The following is a 15,834-nucleotide window of genomic DNA, read 5'->3' on the forward strand; positions in this document are numbered from 1 at the left end:
TATTTCAGCCTTGCTTGAACATCTCCATGGCACGCTGGCGGATCTGCTCCTCGGTCAGGTTCTCCTTGCGCGTCGCGAGGAACCACAGGTGGCCGAACGGATCCTTCACGCTCGCGGAGCGGTCGCCGTAGAACTGGTCCTTCGGCTCCGACACCACCGTGGCGCCGGCAGCCACGGCTTGTTTGAATTGCGCGTCGACGTCGTTCACATACAGGTGCAAGCCGACACTGGTGTGTGCGTCGGGATTGCGCAGGGCCATCTCCGCGCAGGGTGTGCCGAGCATGATCGCCGAATCACCGATACGCAGCTCGGCATGCCCGACTTTGCCGTCGGGCATGTCCAGGCGCATGACCTGCGTGGCGCCGAAGGCGTTCTTGTAGAACTCGATGGCTTGCGCGGCGTTGCCGATGCCCATATAAGGCGTGACGCTGTGATAGCCCTCGGGAATGGGTTTAACGCTCATATCGTTCTCCTCAGGTGGTGGTTATGGAGGCACGGCCTCTTCACTATAGGCCACGTATCGCGCGGCCTGCGGGCAGCCGACGAGGTGTTCGCCAGGCAACAGTGAACGGGCAGATTGCTGCGCCATAAGCGCCGTCGCGACGCTTTTACAGGGCCAGGTCGTGTGTTTGCGGGCACGGCACAGAAGCTGCAATGCCTCAGGCAAACCATTCGCCCGAGAGCGTTGTATGTCTGTACTGCCTGTATCTGCCGATTACCCGATCCACAGCCCCCACGCCGAGTTGATTCGTGACGAAGCCCAGGCCATTGCCGTCGCCCACCGTGTCGCCGCGGTGTTGCTGGAGCAGGACGCCGAGCGCGACCGCACGCGGCAGGTGCCCGCCGAGGTCGTCGACCTGTACTCCAACAGCGGCCTCTGGGGCATCAGCGTGCCGCGCGAGTTCGGTGGGGCGCAGGTGTCCTACGCGGTGCTGGCCCAGGTGATCGCGATTATTTCGGCGGCCGACCCGTCCCTGGGGCAGATCCCGCAGAACCACTACTGCCTGCTCGAAGATATCCGCCTGCAGGGCACGCCCGAGCAGCAGGCGCATTTCTTCGGCCTGGCCCTGCAAGGCCATCGGTTTGCCAATGCGCTGTCGGAAACCGGCGGCAAGAATGTGCAGGACATCCAGGCGACGATCCGCCGCGAAGGCGACGGCTATGTGATCAACGGGCGCAAGGGTTATTGCACCGGTTCGCTGTATGCCCATTGGCTGGCGGTGCTGGCGCTCGACGAGCAGCAAAATGCCCAGTTGGCCTTTGTGCCGCGGGGGACCGAGGGGCTGGTTGTGGTGGATGACTGGGACAGCATGGGCCAGCGCACCACTTCCAGCGGCACGGTGCTGGCGCAGGACCTGCGGGTGCCGGCGTTCAATCTGTTTGCTACTCACAAGTCCTACGATTCGCCGACTTTGGCCGGCCCGTTCGCACAGCTGACCACTGCCGCCATCGACGCCGGTATTGCCCGCGCCGCGCTGCGTGACACGGTCGCGTTCGTGCAGCAATTCGCGCGGCCGTGGATCGACGCCGGGGTGGAAAAAGCCAGCGAAGACCCGCTGACCATCATCCAGGTCGGCGCGCTGGATATTCGCCTGGAGGCCGCTGAGGCGCTGCTCGAACGTGCCGGTCGGGCCCTTGATGCCGCTCGCCCGGCACCGGATGAAGACTCCGTCGCCCACGCCTCCCTGGCCGTGGCCCGCGCCAAGGTCCTGACCACCGAAATCGCCATCGAAGCCAGTAACAAACTGTTCGAACTCGGTGGCACGCGCTCCACCCTGAAAAAGCACAACTTCGACCGTCACTGGCGCAACGCGCGGGTCCACACGCTGCATGACCCGGTGCGCTGGAAATACCACGTGGTGGGCAACTGGCTGCTCAACGGCGCCAAGCCACCCCGCCACGATTGGTCGTGATGCATGGCTGAATTATTCAAGAACATCTACTGGGCCGATATCGGCCAGGCCTGCCTGGAAACCCTCAGCATGCTCACTGCGGCGCTGGGTTTTACCGTGCTGCTGGGCTTGCCGCTGGGCGTGCTGCTGTTTCTCACCGGCAAGCGCCAGTTGCATGAAGCACTGGTGGTGTACCGGCTGCTGTCGGTGGTGGTCAACGTGCTGCGTTCGCTGCCGTTCATCATTTTGCTGATTGTGCTGATCCCGCTGACCACCTTGCTGGTCGGTACCTCCCTCGGCGTACCGGGCACCATCCCGCCGCTGGTGGTGGGTTGTACGCCGTTCTTTGCACGGCTGGTGGAAACCGCGCTGCGCGAAGTGGATCGCGGCGTGGTGGAGGCTACCCAATCGATGGGCGCCAGTACCTGGCAGGTGATTCGCCACACGCTGTTGCCGGAAGCCCGCGGCGGGCTGCTGGCGTCGGTGACCGTCACCGCGATTGTGCTGGTGGACTACACCGCCATGGCCGGGGTGATCGGTGGCGGAGGCCTGGGTGACCTGGCGATTCGCTATGGCTACCAGCGGTTCCAGACCGACGTGATGGTGGTCACCGTGGTGCTGTTGCTGGTGCTGGTCCAGGCACTGCAGATGACCGGTGATCGTTTGGTGGCGCGATACAGCCGCCGTTAATGCCTCTTACAAACTGCCTTTGGAGCACCCATGAAAAAGTCCCTGGCCATCTTGGCCGCTGTCCTGTCGATGAATGCCTTTGCCAATGAAAAGTTGATCGTGGGCGCCACACCCGTGCCTCACGCGGAGATCCTCGAGTTCGTCAAACCGGTGCTGGCCAAGGAGGGCGTGGACTTGCAGATCAAAGTCTTCACCGACTTCATCCAGCCCAACCAGCAACTGGCGCTGAAGAACATCGACGCCAATTACTACCAGTACCGACCGTTTCTCGATGACTACAACAAGACCCGCCACACCGATCTGGTGCCGGTGGTCGGTGTGCATATCGAGCCGTTTGGCGCGTACTCGACGCGCATCAAGAACATCTCGGAACTGAAGGACGGCGCCACCGTGTCGATCCCCAACGACCCGGTCAACACCGGCCGCGCCCTGGTGCTGCTGGACGAGGCCGGGCTGATCAAGCTCAAGGACCCGAGCAACACCCTGAGCACCCCGCGTGATATCGCCGAGAACCCCAAGCACCTGAAGATTCGTGAGCTGGAAGGCGCCTTGCTGGCCCGCTCGGTCAGCCAGGTGGACCTGGCCTTCGTGTTCGCCAACTACGCGCTGGAAGCGGGGATTGATACCAACAGTGCGTTGATCGTCGAGAAGGGTAAATCTTTGTACGTCGAGTACCTCGTGGCGCGGCCGGACAACATCAACGATCCGCGCATCCAGAAGCTCGCCAAGGCGTTGAATTCCGATGAAGTGCGCCAGTTCATCCTGACGCGCTACAAAGGCCAGATCGCCCCCGGTTTCTAAGGATCAACACCGATCAAATGTGGGGGCTGGCCTGTGCGATAGCATCACCACGGTGTGACTGGTTTACCGAGGTGCCTGCATCGCCGGCAAGCCGGGCTCCTGCAGGGTATGGGTGTGCAGGTCAGGATGCAGGGCTGGGTTCCAACAGCTGAGCCCCCGGCCCGTGCTCACCGAGCTGATCATCCTGATTGCGCAGCGGGCACGCCTCCAGCGACAGACACCCGCAACCAATACAACCGCTGAGTTTGTCGCGCAGCAGCATCAGCTTGTTGATGCGCTCGTCCAGGTCTTGGCGCCACAGCGCCGACAAACGCTCCCAATCCTGTGCGTTGGGCGTGCGTCCATCCGGCAAGGTCTGCAAGGCTTCGCCAATGGTCGCCAGCGGAATCCCCAGGCGCTGGGCGATTTTGATCACCACCACGCGGCGCAATACATCGCGAGGGTAGCGCCGCTGGTTGCCGGCATTGCGATTGCTTTTGATCAGCCCCTTGGCCTCGTAGAAGTGCAGGGCCGTCACCGCCACGCCACTGCGCGCCGCCAGTTGACCGACGGTGAGTTGTTTGTTGAGCATGAAAAACTCCGAGACAACGCTTGACCTTGACTTAACTAGAGGTTTTACCCTGCGTGGCATCGAATCGCAAGATTCTGCCTACAGAGAAAGGGGAGTGTTCATGCAGGTATCAGAGAAAAATCGCAGCTTCACTCAAATGATCGAGTTTCACATCGAGCCCCGGCAGCAAGTTGCCCTGGTGGCCGCCTTGTCTACCCAAAGCGAGCGCCTGGCCCAAGGCCATGGCGGCTTTATCAATGCGAGTGTGCAGGTCAGCGACGATGGCCGGCGGGTGCTCAGCTATTTGCAATGGCGCTCGCGCGAGGACGGCGAGGCGGCGTTCAAATGCTTTGAGCACGGCGAGGAAGATTTCTGGACGCTGATCCGCGCCCACCAGGCCACGGCCGTGACCTTCGGTTCGTTCCAGGTGCTGCGCAGTTTCGAGCGCAGCCATGACAATGCCTTGCACTGCCGCCTAAATGGATAGGTGCAGCATCCGCTCGCCCTGGACGTTCTCCCCGGGGCGGCGCTTGTTCACCGCCAGCTCGCCGATCTTGATCAGGCGGGTGCGTGTGACGTTGCGGCTCAGGCCCAGCAGGTTGGCGGTGTGCACCTGGTTGTAATGGCTGAAGCGGTAGGCGGCGCGTAACAGCGCGTCTTCGACCTTTTCATGCAGGGCACCGGCCTGTTCTTCAAAGAGCTTTTGAAACGCCCGCTCCAGCAGGGCTTCGGCGCTGTTGTCGGTGCTGTGCTGGCTGTCGTCCTGGCGTTCGATGCGCATGTTCGACAGGCGCAGGTCGTCGCGCTCGATCACGCCGTTACGGCAGATCAGCAGGGTGTGATGAATCACGTTTTCCAGCTCGCGGATATTGCCTGGCCAGCTGTAACTCTTGAGTTTGTGTTCGGCCTCGCGGCTGATGGTGATCGGGCCGTAGCCCAGGCGCTGGCTGTAGGCTTCGATAAAGTGCCGGGTCAGCGGCAGGATGTCGCCGGGCCGGTCGCGCAATGGGCTGAGTTCGAGGCTGACCACGTCGAGACGGTAGTAGAGGTCTTCGCGGAAATGCCCGGCGTTGATGGCTTTTTCCAGCTGCACGTTGGTGGCCGCCAATACGCGTACATCAATCGGAATGCTCTTGCGCGAGCCCAGGCGCACCACTTCGCGCTCCTGCAGCACCCGCAGCAATTTGACCTGAATGGCCATCGGCAAGTCGCCGATTTCGTCCAGGAACAAGGTGCCGCCATCCGCCTCTTCGAACCAGCCGGCCTTGGCACTGAGAGCGCCGGTGAAGGCGCCTTTTTCATGTCCGAACAACTCGGCCTCCACCAGCGATTCAGAGAAGGCGCCGCAGTTCACCGCCACAAACGGCCGGTTACGCCGCGCGCTGAGGTTATGGATATGCCGCGCCACCAGCTCTTTACCGGTCCCGGTCTCGCCGATGATCAGCACACTGGCTTCGCTGGGCGCCACTTGCTGGATGTGGTCGAGCAGCGCCTGGGATTTCGGGTCTTCGAAAACCTGGGCCGTGGCGCGGATCGAGGTCGCGAGGGCGGGCGAGGGCGGTAGGGTTAAAAGCTGCATGGGCACCTCTCTTAGGAATAGAACGTGGGAATCGGCAGGGACTGGTTCAACGCCCAGTCCCCCAGTTCGTGGAGTTTGTAGTCCACCGGATCGTGCAGGGTCTGCGTGCGCAGGTTGCGCCAATGGCGGTCCAGGCGCAGCGACGCGTGGGTGGAGCGCGCCCCGGTGACTTCAAACAGGCGGCTGCACAAGTCCAGGCCCTGGCGGGTGGCGGCGACTTTGGCGGTGGCGATGGCAATGGCCAGTTGGCCACGTTCGTTTTCCGTCAGGTTGGGGCCTTTGGCCCAGGCCTGGTCGAGCAACTCGGCGGCGCGCTCCACCAGCAGGCGCACCCCCTCCAAGGCGACCCAGAACTCACCGTAGTGATGCAGCACGTAAGGGTCCTGGCGCGCGTCCTCGGCTGAGGATTTGTGCCAGGAGCGGGTCTCGGTCAGCGTGTAGTTGCGCGCTTCTTCGAAGGCGCCTTCGGCAATCCCGAGAAACATATGCGTGAAAGTCAGCTGCGCGATCAACGGGCGCAGGCAGGCGAAGGGCGTGCTCAACGGGCCCGGGTCGAGCAGCAACTCCGACTCCTCGACGCGTACGCGTTCGAAGCTGGCGCTGCCGCTATCGGTCTGGCGCTGGCCGATATTGTTCCAGTCGTTGTGCAGGGTGATACCACTGCGGCCGCTGGGAATTGCGGCGATCAGCAGTTTGCCGCCGGCGCTTTCATCCACAGCCGAGGCGATCAGCATTTCCGAGTCGCTGGCGCCGGAGCAGAAACTCTTTTTGCCGGAGAACTCGCGCCAGCCGCCGAAATCCTTGACCACGGTGCGGGTGTCCAGCGGGTTGAGGGCGTTGCCCCAGAACCAGTTCTTGCGCGCGGTCTGTTCGAACCACGGCTGCCATTGGTCCGGTCGCGAAAACAGGCGCACGGTGGCGAGCATCAGGTGGTGGAAGCCGAAGACATGGGCGATGGAGCTGTCGACCTTGGCGAATTCGCGCACGATGCCCAGGGTGTCGCTCCAGCGAGCGCCGAGGCCGCCGTACTGCGTGGGAATGCTCAGGGCCAGCAGGCCGCTGTGGCGCAGGGCGTCGCGTTCGGCCTTGGGCGTACCGCCGCGTTCGTCGCGCTCGACGGCGGTGAGGGCGAATTCGGCGGCCAGCAGTCTGGCGGTCTGCAGCGGTGATGGCAGGACGCTGTGGGGTTTGGCTGTCACGCGGGGTTCCTCAATGTCTATTTCGCAATGAAGGCTAAATGTGGGAGCGGGCTTGCTGTGGCGAGGGAACGGGTTCCCGTTCGACTGCCTGGCAGTCGCCAGCTTTTGGGGGCGCTTTGCACCCCGGCGGGAGCAAACTCCCTCGCCACATAAGCTCCGTTCCTACATAAAGCCGATCTCACTGCACTCAGGCCTTGGTGGTGGGCAGTACATCGTTGGCAATCATTTCGCCGAACGGGCCAGTGAGGTTGGTGACGCCACGTCCGGCAAGGCTGGCATAGGGTTCCGGCAGCAGCGGGAACACCAGCTCGGCAAACCGATAGGCTTCTTCCAGATGCGGGTAGCCGGAGAAGATGAAGCTCTCGATGCCCAGGTCCGCGTATTCCTTGATGCGTTCGGCCACTTGCTGCGGGTTGCCAACCAGCGCGGTGCCGGCGCCGCCACGCACCAGGCCGACGCCCGCCCACAGGTTGGGGGCGATTTCCAGGTTGTCGCGGCGCCCGTCATGCAAGGCGGCCATGCGGCGCTGGCCTTCGGAATCAAAGCGCGAGAAGGATTTTTGCGCGGCGGCGATGGTGTCGTCGCTGATGTGCTCGATCAGTTTGTCGGCGGCTTTCCAGGCGTCTTCTTCGGTCTCGCGCACGATCACGTGCAGGCGGATGCCGAACTTCACGGTACGCCCGTGACGGGCGGCGCGTTCGCGTACATCTGCGAGTTTTTCGGCGACGGCGGCGGGCGGTTCGCCCCAGGTCAGGTACACGTCCACCTGTTCGGCAGCGAGGTCGTGGGCCGCGTCCGAAGAACCGCCGAAGTACAGCGGCGGATAAGGCTTCTGCACCGGTGGGTAAAGTGCCTTGGCATTCTGCACACGCAAGTGCTTGCCTTCGAAATCTACCGACTCGCCCTGCAACACGCGTCGCCAGATCTGTAGGAACTCGTCAGAGACTTCGTAGCGTTCGCTGTGGTCGAGGAAGCTGCCGTCGCCGCGGTTTTCGTCGGGGTCGCCGCCGGTCACCACGTTGATCAGCAAGCGGCCATTGGAAAGGCGATCCAGGGTGGCAGCCATGCGCGCGGAGACCGTGGGCGAGATGATGCCCGGACGAATGGCCACCAGATACCGCAGGCGTTCGGTCAGCGGCACCAGCGCCGAGGCGATCACCCAGGAGTCTTCGCACGAGCGGCCGGTAGGAATCAGCACGCCGTGGTAACCCAGGCTGTCAGCGGCCTGGGCGACCTGCTTGAGGTAATTGAGGGTGACCGGCCGTGCACCTTGTGTGGTGCCCAGGTAATGGCCATCGCCGTGAGTGGGCAGAAACCAGAAAACATCCATGACAAATCCTTACGCGATTTTCAGCAGAGAAGGGGAATGCGCAGCGAACAATGGCGCTGCTCGTTCTGCCGCCAGTTGAATCCGGGCTTTCAGGAGCTCACTGGTTATTTGGTAGTCGGTAAAGTCAGCTTCGGTGGCGTACACGCCGATCGGCAGGGTGAGTGCCTGGAAGAAGCTGAACAGCGGGCGCAACTGATGATCGAGCACCAGCGCATGGCGTTCGCTGCCGCCGGTGGCGGCGAGCAACACCGGTGTGTTGATCAGCGCGTTGAGGTCGACCAGGTCGAACAGGTGCTTGAGCAGGCCAGGGTAGGAGCCGCGATAGACCGGCGCCGCGACGATCAGCAGATCTGCCTGTTCAATCGCCAACAGTTGCGTTTCGACCTCGGCCGGCAACTCATCGCGCGACAGTGCACCGCCGAGTGGCCGGGCAATGTCGCCCAGTTCGATCAGGTGGGTCTGGATCGGCAGCAAGGTGGCCAGTTCGGCCAGTACCGCCTGGGTCAACACGAGGGTACGGGACGGGCGCCAGGTTCCGCCGGAGACGGCTACGACATTCAGGGGACGGGTCATGAACAGTTCCTTTATCAACAGTGGTTCATAGCAGGTGTGTGCAACGTGTTGAGCAAGAGCTGTACCAACGGGTGCAAGCCTTGATTGGCGCGGGCTGCGGCCTTGCGGGTGAAATCGGCTGCTGTTGTCTGATTGGTGATTTGTTGAATGACTGTTGCCGGGGCAACAGTTGCGTGGCGAACAGTGTCGGGCAGCTGAGAGCCATTTATAGAGAGTTACATTTATTCCGTAAATGAACATGTTTCCATATTTATAGATCTTTTGGGAATATTAGGGGCCGCTATCGCAGGTGCCTTGGCGGTTGATAGCGACTATCACGGACGATGATTTTTCACCGGCAAAGGGCGGGAGTAGCCTGTGTTCATTGACTCGAAACCACCTTTGCAGGGCCGCCGCCATGAGCCGATTCCTCGCTGTTTGCTTACTCGTCGTTGCCTCAGTCCTCGCCGGATGTGCGACCCATGCTTCGCCCGAATTACGGCCTTACACCGCAGAAGAAACCAAACAGTTGGCCCTGGAGGCGCTGAGTCGTCGTGGCTTGTCGTTTGATGAATACCAACAGCAGCGCGCCGCACTGACCGGCCAGCCACAGAAATCCTTTGGCTTCGATCACCAGGGCGAAATGAATGCCGAACGCAGCGTGACATTGCATGGTCGTCCCAGTTGAGCCCGCGCTCAGCAGCAAAAAGCCCGAGGATTCCCTTAAGAAACCTCGGGCTTTTTGTTTGCCATGCGGGGACTTCAGCCTGTTAAGCTGAATTTCAGGAGCGTTCCTACGCACATTTAAATAAAGTGGCCCTTCTTCAATGGCATTTGATCCGGTAAACCTGACGACCTCTGTTCCGGCTGATGCCCCTGAGACGCTGTTCTCGGGAACCTGTTTTGCGAGTCTTAATTGTCATGAATAAACGTCCGCTGTATTTCGACTATGCCGCCACCACCCCGGTGGATGAGCGGGTCATCCAGGTGATGGTCGAGTGTCTGGGCTTCAACGCCAATTTCGGTAACCCCGCGTCCAGCTCCCACGCGTTCGGCCAGGCGGCCCGGCAAACGGTTGAGCAGGCGCGCCGCCAGGTGGCCGAACTGGTCGGTGCCCAACCTGAGCAAATCGTCTGGACCTCCGGCGCCACCGAATCCAACAACCTCGCCATCAAGGGCGTGGCCCAGGCGCGGGGCGTGGCAGGCGGGCATATCATCACCAGCCAGATCGAACACAAGGCCACCCTGGACACCGCCCGGCAATTGCAGGAAGCCGGCGTGGCCGTGACCTACCTGGTGCCGGACGCGCAGGGCCTGATCAGTGCCGACGCTGTGAGCCAGGCGCTGCGCGAGGACACCTTCCTGGTGTCGCTGATGCTGGTGAACAATGAACTGGGCACCGTCAACGACATCCCGGCCATCGGCGCCCGCGTGCGTGAACATGGGGCGTTGTTGCACGTGGACGCAGCGCAGGGCGCAGGCAAGGTAGCGATCAACCTGGCCGAGTGGCCGGTGGATTTGATGTCGTTTTCCGCACACAAGCTGTATGGCCCCAAGGGCATCGGCGCGCTGTATGTGGGGCCGCGCGCGCAGCAGAAGGTGCTGGCGCAGATCCACGGCGGTGGTCATGAAGGCGGATTGCGTTCCGGCACGCTGGCCACGCACCAGATTGCAGGCATGGGCACGGCATTCGCCCTGGCGGCGGCATCGTTTACCGAAGAACAGGCGCTGATTGTGGCGTTGCGCCAGCGGCTGCTGGATCAGCTGGCGTCAATCGCCGGCGTGCGCCTCAACGGCAGTCCGACCCAACGTATTCCGCACACCCTCAGCCTCACGTTTGGCGAAGGTGAATTCAATGCGACGGCGCTGAGCGCGGGCATCGCGTTTTCTGCCACCTCGGCCTGTAACTCGGCGAGCAACGCGCCCTCCCATGTGCTCCTGGCGCTGGGCCATGACGCGCGCAGCGCCGGCCGCACGATTCGCTTGAGCCTGGGCCGGTTTACCACCGAGCAGGACATCGATCAGGCCGTGCAGTTGATCAAGGCCGCACTCGCCAGCGCACCGGCGTTCTGGGCGGTCTGAATTATCCATTCGCGACACATAACAATTATTCGTGGTTAGCAGGAGACACAATGAGCACGCAGCCTTTGACCCATGGAACGGTTCCCCAGCGCCTGGCGCATACCCGTGAACTGATGAGCCGCGAGGGCATTCACGCCCTGCTGGTGCCGTCGGCGGATCCGCATCTGTCTGAATACCTGCCGGGTTACTGGCAGGGACGCCAATGGTTGTCGGGGTTCCATGGCTCGGTGGGAACGCTGATCGTGACCGCGGACTTTGCCGGCGTCTGGGCGGACAGCCGCTATTGGGAACAGGCCACCAAGGAACTCAAGGGCAGCGGCATCGAATTGGTGAAGCTGCAACCGGGCCAGCCTGGTCCATTGGAGTGGCTGGCGGAGCAAACCCCGGAAGGTGGTGTGGTGGCGGTGGACGGCGCGGTGATGGCGGTGGCGTCAGCACGGACCCTGGGCGGCAAGCTGGCCGAGCGCGGCGCAACGCTGCGTACCGACATCGACCTGCTCGATGAAGTCTGGCAAGACCGCCCGGCGCTGCCGAACCAGCCGATCTATCAACACCTGCCGCCGCAGGCCACGGTGAGCCGCGGTGAGAAACTCGCCGCGCTGCGTGCCAGCTTGAAGGAGAAGGGCGCCGACTGGCACTTCATCGCCACCCTGGATGATATTGCCTGGCTGTTCAACTTGCGCGGCGGTGACGTTTCGTTCAACCCGGTGTTTGTATCCTTTGCGTTGATCAATCAACAACAGGCCACCTTGTTCGTGGCGCTGAGCAAGGTCGATGCCGAACTGCGGGCGGTGCTGGAGCAGGACGGCGTAACCTTGCGTGACTACAGCGAAGTGGCTGATGCACTGCGCGCCGTGCCGTCGGGTGCCAGTGTGCAGGTCGATCCCGCGCGTGTGACCGCAGGTTTGCTGGAAAACCTGGACGCTGGCGTCAAGCTGATCGAAGGGCTCAACCCGACCACGCTGGCCAAGTCGCGCAAGAGCCTGGCCGACGCGGAACACATCCGCCAGGCCATGGAGCAGGACGGCGCAGCGCTGTGCGAGTTTTTCGCCTGGCTGGACAGCGCGCTGGGGCGCGAACGCATCACTGAACTGACCATTGACGAACACCTGACCGCCGCGCGTAGCCGTCGCCCGGGTTATGTATCGCTGAGTTTCAATACTATCGCCGCGTATAACGCCAATGGTGCGATGCCGCATTACCACGCGACTGAAGAAGAGCACGCGCTGATCGAAGGCGATGGTTTGCTGTTGATCGATTCGGGTGGCCAGTACCTGGGTGGCACCACCGATATCACACGGATGGTGCCTATCGGTACACCCAGCGAAGAACAAAAGCGCGATTGCACCCGGGTGTTGAAAGGGGTGATTGCCCTGTCCCGTGCGCATTTTCCCAAGGGCATTCTGTCGCCGCTGCTGGATTCGATTGCGCGTGCGCCGATCTGGGCTGAAGGCGTGGACTACGGCCACGGTACCGGGCACGGCGTGGGTTATTTCCTCAACGTGCACGAAGGTCCGCAAGTGATCGCCTACCAGGCGGCCACGGCGCCGCAAACCGCGATGCAACCGGGCATGATCACCTCGATTGAGCCGGGTACTTATCGTCCGGGACGTTGGGGCGTGCGGATCGAGAACCTGGTGTTGAACCGTGAAGCGGGCAAGACCGAGTTCGGTGAGTTCCTCAAGTTCGAAACCCTGACCTTGTGCCCGATCGATACTCGTTGCCTGGAGCCGTCGCTGCTGACGGCGGATGAGCGTGAGTGGTTCAACGGCTACCACAGCGAGGTGCGCGAGCGCCTGAGCCCGTTGCTCAATGGCGCGGCACTCGAGTGGTTGCAGGTGCGTACCGCGGCTATTTGACCGGTTGCAGTCCAGGCGCCCGGCCAAGGCGTCGGCTATGTAGTCGACTAACGCCTTGATCCGGGCGACTGGCGCCGGTTGGGCGGGGGCGCTTGGCGATCGAGATTCAACTCAAGGCTTCGCGCACAAACTCCAGACGGTCCTGGCCGAAAAATAGCTGGTTGCCTACAAACAGGCTGGGCGCACCGAACACGCCGCGTTGAACGGCTTGCTCGGTTTTGGCCTTGAGGGCGGCTTTCACGCTTTCGTCATTGGCCAAGGCCAGTATCTCCTGCGGCTCAAAGCCGTGTTCGCTGAGCACCGTGGCCACGACGGCGGGATCTCCCAAGTGGCGACCCTCTGCCCACAGCGCGCGAAACAGGCAATCCACCAAATCGTCGAAGCGTTCGGGCTGGTGCAGTTGCACGCCGGTGACAGCGCGCATCAGCACCAGGGTATTGATGGGAAAGTGCGGGTTGAACTTGAGCGTGACGTTGTAGCGTTGGGCGTAACGAGCCAGGTCGTCGAACATATAGCGTCCCTTGGCGGGGACGGTGATCGGCGAGGCGTTTCCGGTGGCCTTGAACACGCCGCCCAATAACATCGGTTGATACACCAACTCTGCGCCGGTAGCTGCGCACAGGGCCGGGAGCTGGGTATAGGCCAGGTAGGTGGCAGGGCTGCCGAGATCAAAGAAGAACTCCAGGGTTTTACTCATGGTCGCTGCTCGCTGATTATTGTTGTGGGGGCGTGCTTACCAGGGTTCATTCCAGGGGCGCAGGTCCAGCTCGAATGTCCAGGCGTCGCGCGGTTGGCTGTGCAGGAACCAATAGTTGTCGGCGATGTGCTCGGGGTTGAGAATGCCGTCCTGATCCTTGAGCGCGTATTTCTGCGGGAAATTGTCGCGAATGAAGTCTGTGTCGATGGCGCCATCAACCACGATATGAGCGACATGGATATTCATCGGCCCCAGCTCCCGCGCCATGCTTTGCGCAAGCGCGCGGATCCCGTGCTTTGCTCCTGCAAATGCGGCAAAGCCGGCGGCCCCGCGCAGGCCTGCAGTCGCGCCGGTGAACAGGATGGTGCCGCGATGGCGGGTGACCATGCGCTTGGCCACCTCACGTGCATTGAGGAACCCGGAGAAACAGGCCATTTCCCAGATCTTGAAATACTTGCGTGCGGTTTCTTCAAGGATGCTGCAGGGCACATTGGCGCCGATGTTGAAAACGAAGGCTTCAATCGGGCCCAGTTGCGTTTCAATCTGTTCGATCAGCGCGATCACGTCTTCTTCTTTTCGTGCATCGCACGCAAAGCCATGCGCTTCGCCACCCGCTGCCTGGATGCTATCGACCAGAGGCTGCAATTTGTCGGCGGTGCGGCGGGTGACACAGGCGACGTAGCCTTCGCGGGCAAAGCGCTTGGCAATGGCACCACCGGTTGCGTCTCCGGCGCCGACTACCAATACGATTTTCTTGTTGTGCGTCATGGGAACTCCGTTGGCTCGAATGTCGAACAGGAGTCTAGCCGCAGTGTCGCAAAAGGGCGGGTGGGTAGTGGGTGTTTGATATGAGCAGTCGGAGGGGGACTGCTCGGTCAATCACTTGCAAATGACGATCATGCTCCGGCTTGTATAGCCCGCAGGGTTGAGGCCGAAGGGGTAATCCCCAGGTTCCTCTGAATTGTCACCGGACTTGGCGATCACCCGGTAGCCCTTGGCTCCGCACGAGTTGGTTGCGCTGGTGTAGCACTGATCCCAGGAGGAAGACAGTCCGGAACAGTTGATATGCAGCCCTTTTTTGCCCCGCTTCACTTCTGTCTTGGTGGTCGCGGCACAGCCACCGATGGCCACGACCATTAACAGTATCAAAATTCGCTTCATTCCTATCCTTAATAGCCGCTTCCGCAATGCTTGAAGCCGGCTCTACTCGCTCTCGAGTCTAGCGTTCGTGCTGTCCCTGTCGACGTTCTCCATGAATGACATTCGTTTACGCCTTAAACATGGCTTAAATGAGCGGTAAATGCCAGAGCTACATTCAAAGAAGCGTCAATCCGCTGGAACCAGCGGCTTTGACTCCTTGCGCATCGTCACGGTGGCGCCCACGGAGGCCAGGATGATGCAGGTGATGGCCAGCCATTGCGCCAAGGTCAGGTGCTCGTGCAGGAAGAGCAGGCCGGAAAGCGCGCCGAATGCGGGTTCGATGCTCATGAGCGTGCCGAAGGTGCGGGCGGGGAGGCGGGTCAGCGCGACCATCTCCAGGGTGTAAGGCAGGGCGGTGGACAGAATGGCGACGCCGATGGCGACAGGGATCAGGGCCGGGGTCAGCAATGCAGCACCCGCGTGCACAATGCCGATAGGGGCCACAAACAAGGCGGCGATCATCACGCCGAGGGCGGCGGTCTGTACGCCATTGTCATTGCCTGCCTTCTGGCCGAACAGAATATAGAGGGCCCAGCAGACACCCGCCCCCAGTGCGTACGCTGCGCCGAGCAAGTCGATGCCGCTGCTGGCGTCCCCCATGGGAATCAACAAGAGCAGGCCGATGACCGCGAGGGCAATCCAGAGGAAATCTACCGCTCTGCGCGATGCGTAAATCGCTACTGCCAGCGGTCCGGTGAATTCCAGGGCAACGGCAATCCCCAGGGGTACGCTGCGCAATGACATATAGAAGAGGAAATTCATGCCACCCAGGGCCATCCCGTAGACGATCACCGTGCGCAGGGACTTGGCGGTCAGCTTGGCGCGCCACGGGCGTAGGAGAAGCAGCATGATCACGCTGGCGAAAATCAGGCGCAGGGTGGTCGTGCCCTGGGCGCCAACAATTGGAAACATGCTCTTGGCCAGCGAGGCGCCGGACTGGATGGAAGCCATGGCGATCAACAGCAGGCCGACAGGAAACAATGCCGAGGCCAGGCTGCGGGGAGAGGTGGTCATTGGGGATGTTCGTCCGAGGTCGTATTAAGAGAAGCGCAAGTAGCTATGATGCTTAAGTGTTGAGGGTTGAGCAATATATTGCTCAATTATTCCGCTGAGGACCTCTATATAGCCTCAAACCGGAGGTTTTCCGGCTTGTTGATCGAAAATCCAAATTAAGGGTTGACGGCAGATTCTGGAAGTCTATAATTCGCCCCAATTCCGGCGCGGTCGAAACGGAAAACTCCTTGGTAAACAAAGAGTTACGCGAGATTCGACAGCGACTTGCTTCAGTTCATCGAAGCCCAGAAGGAGTTGGTAGAGCAGGGTTGTTTGGCTCTATTAACGTTTCGATCCTCTCGGTCGAAAGCGGAGAAAAAGAGGTGTTGACAGCAGCGTGTAACGCTGTA

At 61.5% G+C, this 15,834-nt stretch carries 17 protein-coding genes; 7 read left to right on the forward strand and 10 right to left on the reverse strand.

The features are described 5' to 3' along the window. Positions 1 to 4 precede the first annotated feature (4 nt). The gene (locus tag AC07SI_RS29830) at positions 5 to 463 is read right to left on the reverse strand and encodes a VOC family protein (RefSeq protein WP_495007084.1); all 459 of its coding nucleotides are present in this window, start codon (positions 461 to 463) and stop codon (positions 5 to 7) included. Positions 464 to 689: 226 nt separating this feature from the next. On the opposite strand from AC07SI_RS29830, the gene AC07SI_RS29835 reads away from it, so the two are divergent. The 3 genes from AC07SI_RS29835 to AC07SI_RS29845 are packed head-to-tail and all read left to right on the forward strand — an operon-like array spanning position 690 to position 3,383. Further along, the gene (locus tag AC07SI_RS29835; RefSeq protein WP_106804638.1) at positions 690 to 1,913 is read left to right on the forward strand and encodes an SfnB family sulfur acquisition oxidoreductase; all 1,224 of its coding nucleotides are present in this window, start codon (positions 690 to 692) and stop codon (positions 1,911 to 1,913) included. Positions 1,914 to 1,916: 3 nt separating this feature from the next. Then, positions 1,917 to 2,582: a methionine ABC transporter permease gene (locus AC07SI_RS29840; RefSeq protein WP_495007085.1), complete on the forward strand. Its 666-nt coding sequence runs from the start codon at positions 1,917 to 1,919 to the stop codon at positions 2,580 to 2,582. A gap of 30 nt (positions 2,583 to 2,612) precedes the next feature. Then, entirely contained in the window at positions 2,613 to 3,383 is a 771-nt protein-coding gene (locus AC07SI_RS29845; protein ID WP_065901290.1) for a MetQ/NlpA family ABC transporter substrate-binding protein, read from the forward strand. Positions 3,384 to 3,504: 121 nt separating this feature from the next. Here AC07SI_RS29845 and soxR read toward each other — a convergent pair whose 3' ends face one another. Further along, the gene (soxR, locus tag AC07SI_RS29850; protein WP_065901289.1) at positions 3,505 to 3,954 is read right to left on the reverse strand and encodes a redox-sensitive transcriptional activator SoxR; all 450 of its coding nucleotides are present in this window, start codon (positions 3,952 to 3,954) and stop codon (positions 3,505 to 3,507) included. A gap of 100 nt (positions 3,955 to 4,054) precedes the next feature. Here soxR and AC07SI_RS29855 point away from each other — a divergent pair, with 100 nt between their 5' ends. Then, positions 4,055 to 4,420, forward strand: coding sequence for an antibiotic biosynthesis monooxygenase (locus AC07SI_RS29855; protein ID WP_065901287.1), 366 nt, complete (start codon positions 4,055 to 4,057; stop codon positions 4,418 to 4,420). Here AC07SI_RS29855 and AC07SI_RS29860 read toward each other — a convergent pair. The 4 genes from AC07SI_RS29860 to msuE form a co-directional block, all read right to left on the reverse strand. Next, complete coding sequence (locus AC07SI_RS29860) at positions 4,409 to 5,512, reverse strand: sigma-54 interaction domain-containing protein (RefSeq protein WP_213551813.1); 1,104 nt, start codon at positions 5,510 to 5,512, stop codon at positions 4,409 to 4,411. The genes AC07SI_RS29855 and AC07SI_RS29860 overlap by 12 nt on opposite strands. 11 nt (positions 5,513 to 5,523) lie before the next feature. After that, entirely contained in the window at positions 5,524 to 6,711 is a 1,188-nt protein-coding gene (locus tag AC07SI_RS29865) for an acyl-CoA dehydrogenase family protein (protein WP_213551814.1), read from the reverse strand. Between the two features lie 187 nt (positions 6,712 to 6,898). Continuing rightward, a complete protein-coding gene (gene ssuD, locus AC07SI_RS29870) occupies positions 6,899 to 8,041 on the reverse strand; it encodes an FMNH2-dependent alkanesulfonate monooxygenase (protein ID WP_065901280.1) in 1,143 nt (380 codons plus the stop codon). 9 nt (positions 8,042 to 8,050) lie between these two features. Continuing rightward, positions 8,051 to 8,614 (reverse strand): FMN reductase, encoded by a 564-nt coding sequence (gene msuE / locus AC07SI_RS29875; RefSeq protein ID WP_065901278.1) that lies wholly within the window; start codon positions 8,612 to 8,614, stop codon positions 8,051 to 8,053. Between the two features lie 397 nt (positions 8,615 to 9,011). On the opposite strand from msuE, the gene AC07SI_RS29880 reads away from it, so the two are divergent. From AC07SI_RS29880 to AC07SI_RS29890, 3 genes are all read left to right on the forward strand, one after another. Further along, positions 9,012 to 9,281 (forward strand): hypothetical protein, encoded by a 270-nt coding sequence (locus AC07SI_RS29880; protein WP_495007086.1) that lies wholly within the window; start codon positions 9,012 to 9,014, stop codon positions 9,279 to 9,281. A 233-nt stretch (positions 9,282 to 9,514) separates the two neighbouring features. Then, entirely contained in the window at positions 9,515 to 10,675 is a 1,161-nt protein-coding gene (locus AC07SI_RS29885) for a cysteine desulfurase family protein (RefSeq protein WP_495007087.1), read from the forward strand. Between the two features lie 50 nt (positions 10,676 to 10,725). Beyond that, complete coding sequence (locus AC07SI_RS29890) at positions 10,726 to 12,534, forward strand: aminopeptidase P family protein (RefSeq protein ID WP_495007088.1); 1,809 nt, start codon at positions 10,726 to 10,728, stop codon at positions 12,532 to 12,534. Between the two features lie 106 nt (positions 12,535 to 12,640). Here the strand turns inward: AC07SI_RS29890 and AC07SI_RS29895 are convergent, their stop codons facing one another. The 4 genes from AC07SI_RS29895 to rhtA all read right to left on the reverse strand — a co-directional run bounded on the left by AC07SI_RS29895 (position 12,641) and on the right by rhtA (position 15,445). Then, positions 12,641 to 13,231: a 2-hydroxychromene-2-carboxylate isomerase gene (locus tag AC07SI_RS29895; RefSeq protein WP_495007089.1), complete on the reverse strand. Its 591-nt coding sequence runs from the start codon at positions 13,229 to 13,231 to the stop codon at positions 12,641 to 12,643. A gap of 36 nt (positions 13,232 to 13,267) precedes the next feature. Next, positions 13,268 to 13,999, reverse strand: coding sequence for an SDR family oxidoreductase (locus AC07SI_RS29900; RefSeq protein ID WP_065901265.1), 732 nt, complete (start codon positions 13,997 to 13,999; stop codon positions 13,268 to 13,270). 111 nt (positions 14,000 to 14,110) lie between these two features. Next, positions 14,111 to 14,392 carry a hypothetical protein gene (locus AC07SI_RS29905; protein WP_065901262.1) on the reverse strand — a complete coding sequence of 94 codons (282 nt, stop codon included), beginning with the start codon at positions 14,390 to 14,392 and terminating at the stop codon, positions 14,111 to 14,113. A gap of 165 nt (positions 14,393 to 14,557) precedes the next feature. Beyond that, on the reverse strand, positions 14,558 to 15,445 hold the full coding sequence (gene rhtA, locus AC07SI_RS29910; RefSeq protein WP_106804630.1) for a threonine/homoserine exporter RhtA: 888 nt from the start codon (positions 15,443 to 15,445) through the stop codon (positions 14,558 to 14,560). Positions 15,446 to 15,834 lie beyond the last annotated feature (389 nt).

Source organism: Pseudomonas sp. GW821-FHT05D12 (assembly GCF_059419825.1).

Coding starts and splice junctions, on each gene's coding strand:
- AC07SI_RS29830 (WP_495007084.1), bottom strand. CDS start 463: ATGAGCGTTAAACCCATTCCCGAGGGCTATCACAGCGTCACGCCTTAT.
- AC07SI_RS29835 (WP_106804638.1), top strand. CDS start 690: ATGTCTGTACTGCCTGTATCTGCCGATTACCCGATCCACAGCCCCCAC.
- AC07SI_RS29840 (WP_495007085.1), top strand. CDS start 1,917: ATGGCTGAATTATTCAAGAACATCTACTGGGCCGATATCGGCCAGGCC.
- AC07SI_RS29845 (WP_065901290.1), top strand. CDS start 2,613: ATGAAAAAGTCCCTGGCCATCTTGGCCGCTGTCCTGTCGATGAATGCC.
- soxR (WP_065901289.1), bottom strand. CDS start 3,954: ATGCTCAACAAACAACTCACCGTCGGTCAACTGGCGGCGCGCAGTGGC.
- AC07SI_RS29855 (WP_065901287.1), top strand. CDS start 4,055: ATGCAGGTATCAGAGAAAAATCGCAGCTTCACTCAAATGATCGAGTTT.
- AC07SI_RS29860 (WP_213551813.1), bottom strand. CDS start 5,512: ATGCAGCTTTTAACCCTACCGCCCTCGCCCGCCCTCGCGACCTCGATC.
- ssuD (WP_065901280.1), bottom strand. CDS start 8,041: ATGGATGTTTTCTGGTTTCTGCCCACTCACGGCGATGGCCATTACCTG.
- msuE (WP_065901278.1), bottom strand. CDS start 8,614: ATGACCCGTCCCCTGAATGTCGTAGCCGTCTCCGGCGGAACCTGGCGC.
- AC07SI_RS29880 (WP_495007086.1), top strand. CDS start 9,012: ATGAGCCGATTCCTCGCTGTTTGCTTACTCGTCGTTGCCTCAGTCCTC.
- AC07SI_RS29885 (WP_495007087.1), top strand. CDS start 9,515: ATGAATAAACGTCCGCTGTATTTCGACTATGCCGCCACCACCCCGGTG.
- AC07SI_RS29890 (WP_495007088.1), top strand. CDS start 10,726: ATGAGCACGCAGCCTTTGACCCATGGAACGGTTCCCCAGCGCCTGGCG.
- AC07SI_RS29895 (WP_495007089.1), bottom strand. CDS start 13,231: ATGAGTAAAACCCTGGAGTTCTTCTTTGATCTCGGCAGCCCTGCCACC.
- AC07SI_RS29900 (WP_065901265.1), bottom strand. CDS start 13,999: ATGACGCACAACAAGAAAATCGTATTGGTAGTCGGCGCCGGAGACGCA.
- AC07SI_RS29905 (WP_065901262.1), bottom strand. CDS start 14,392: ATGAAGCGAATTTTGATACTGTTAATGGTCGTGGCCATCGGTGGCTGT.
- rhtA (WP_106804630.1), bottom strand. CDS start 15,445: ATGACCACCTCTCCCCGCAGCCTGGCCTCGGCATTGTTTCCTGTCGGC.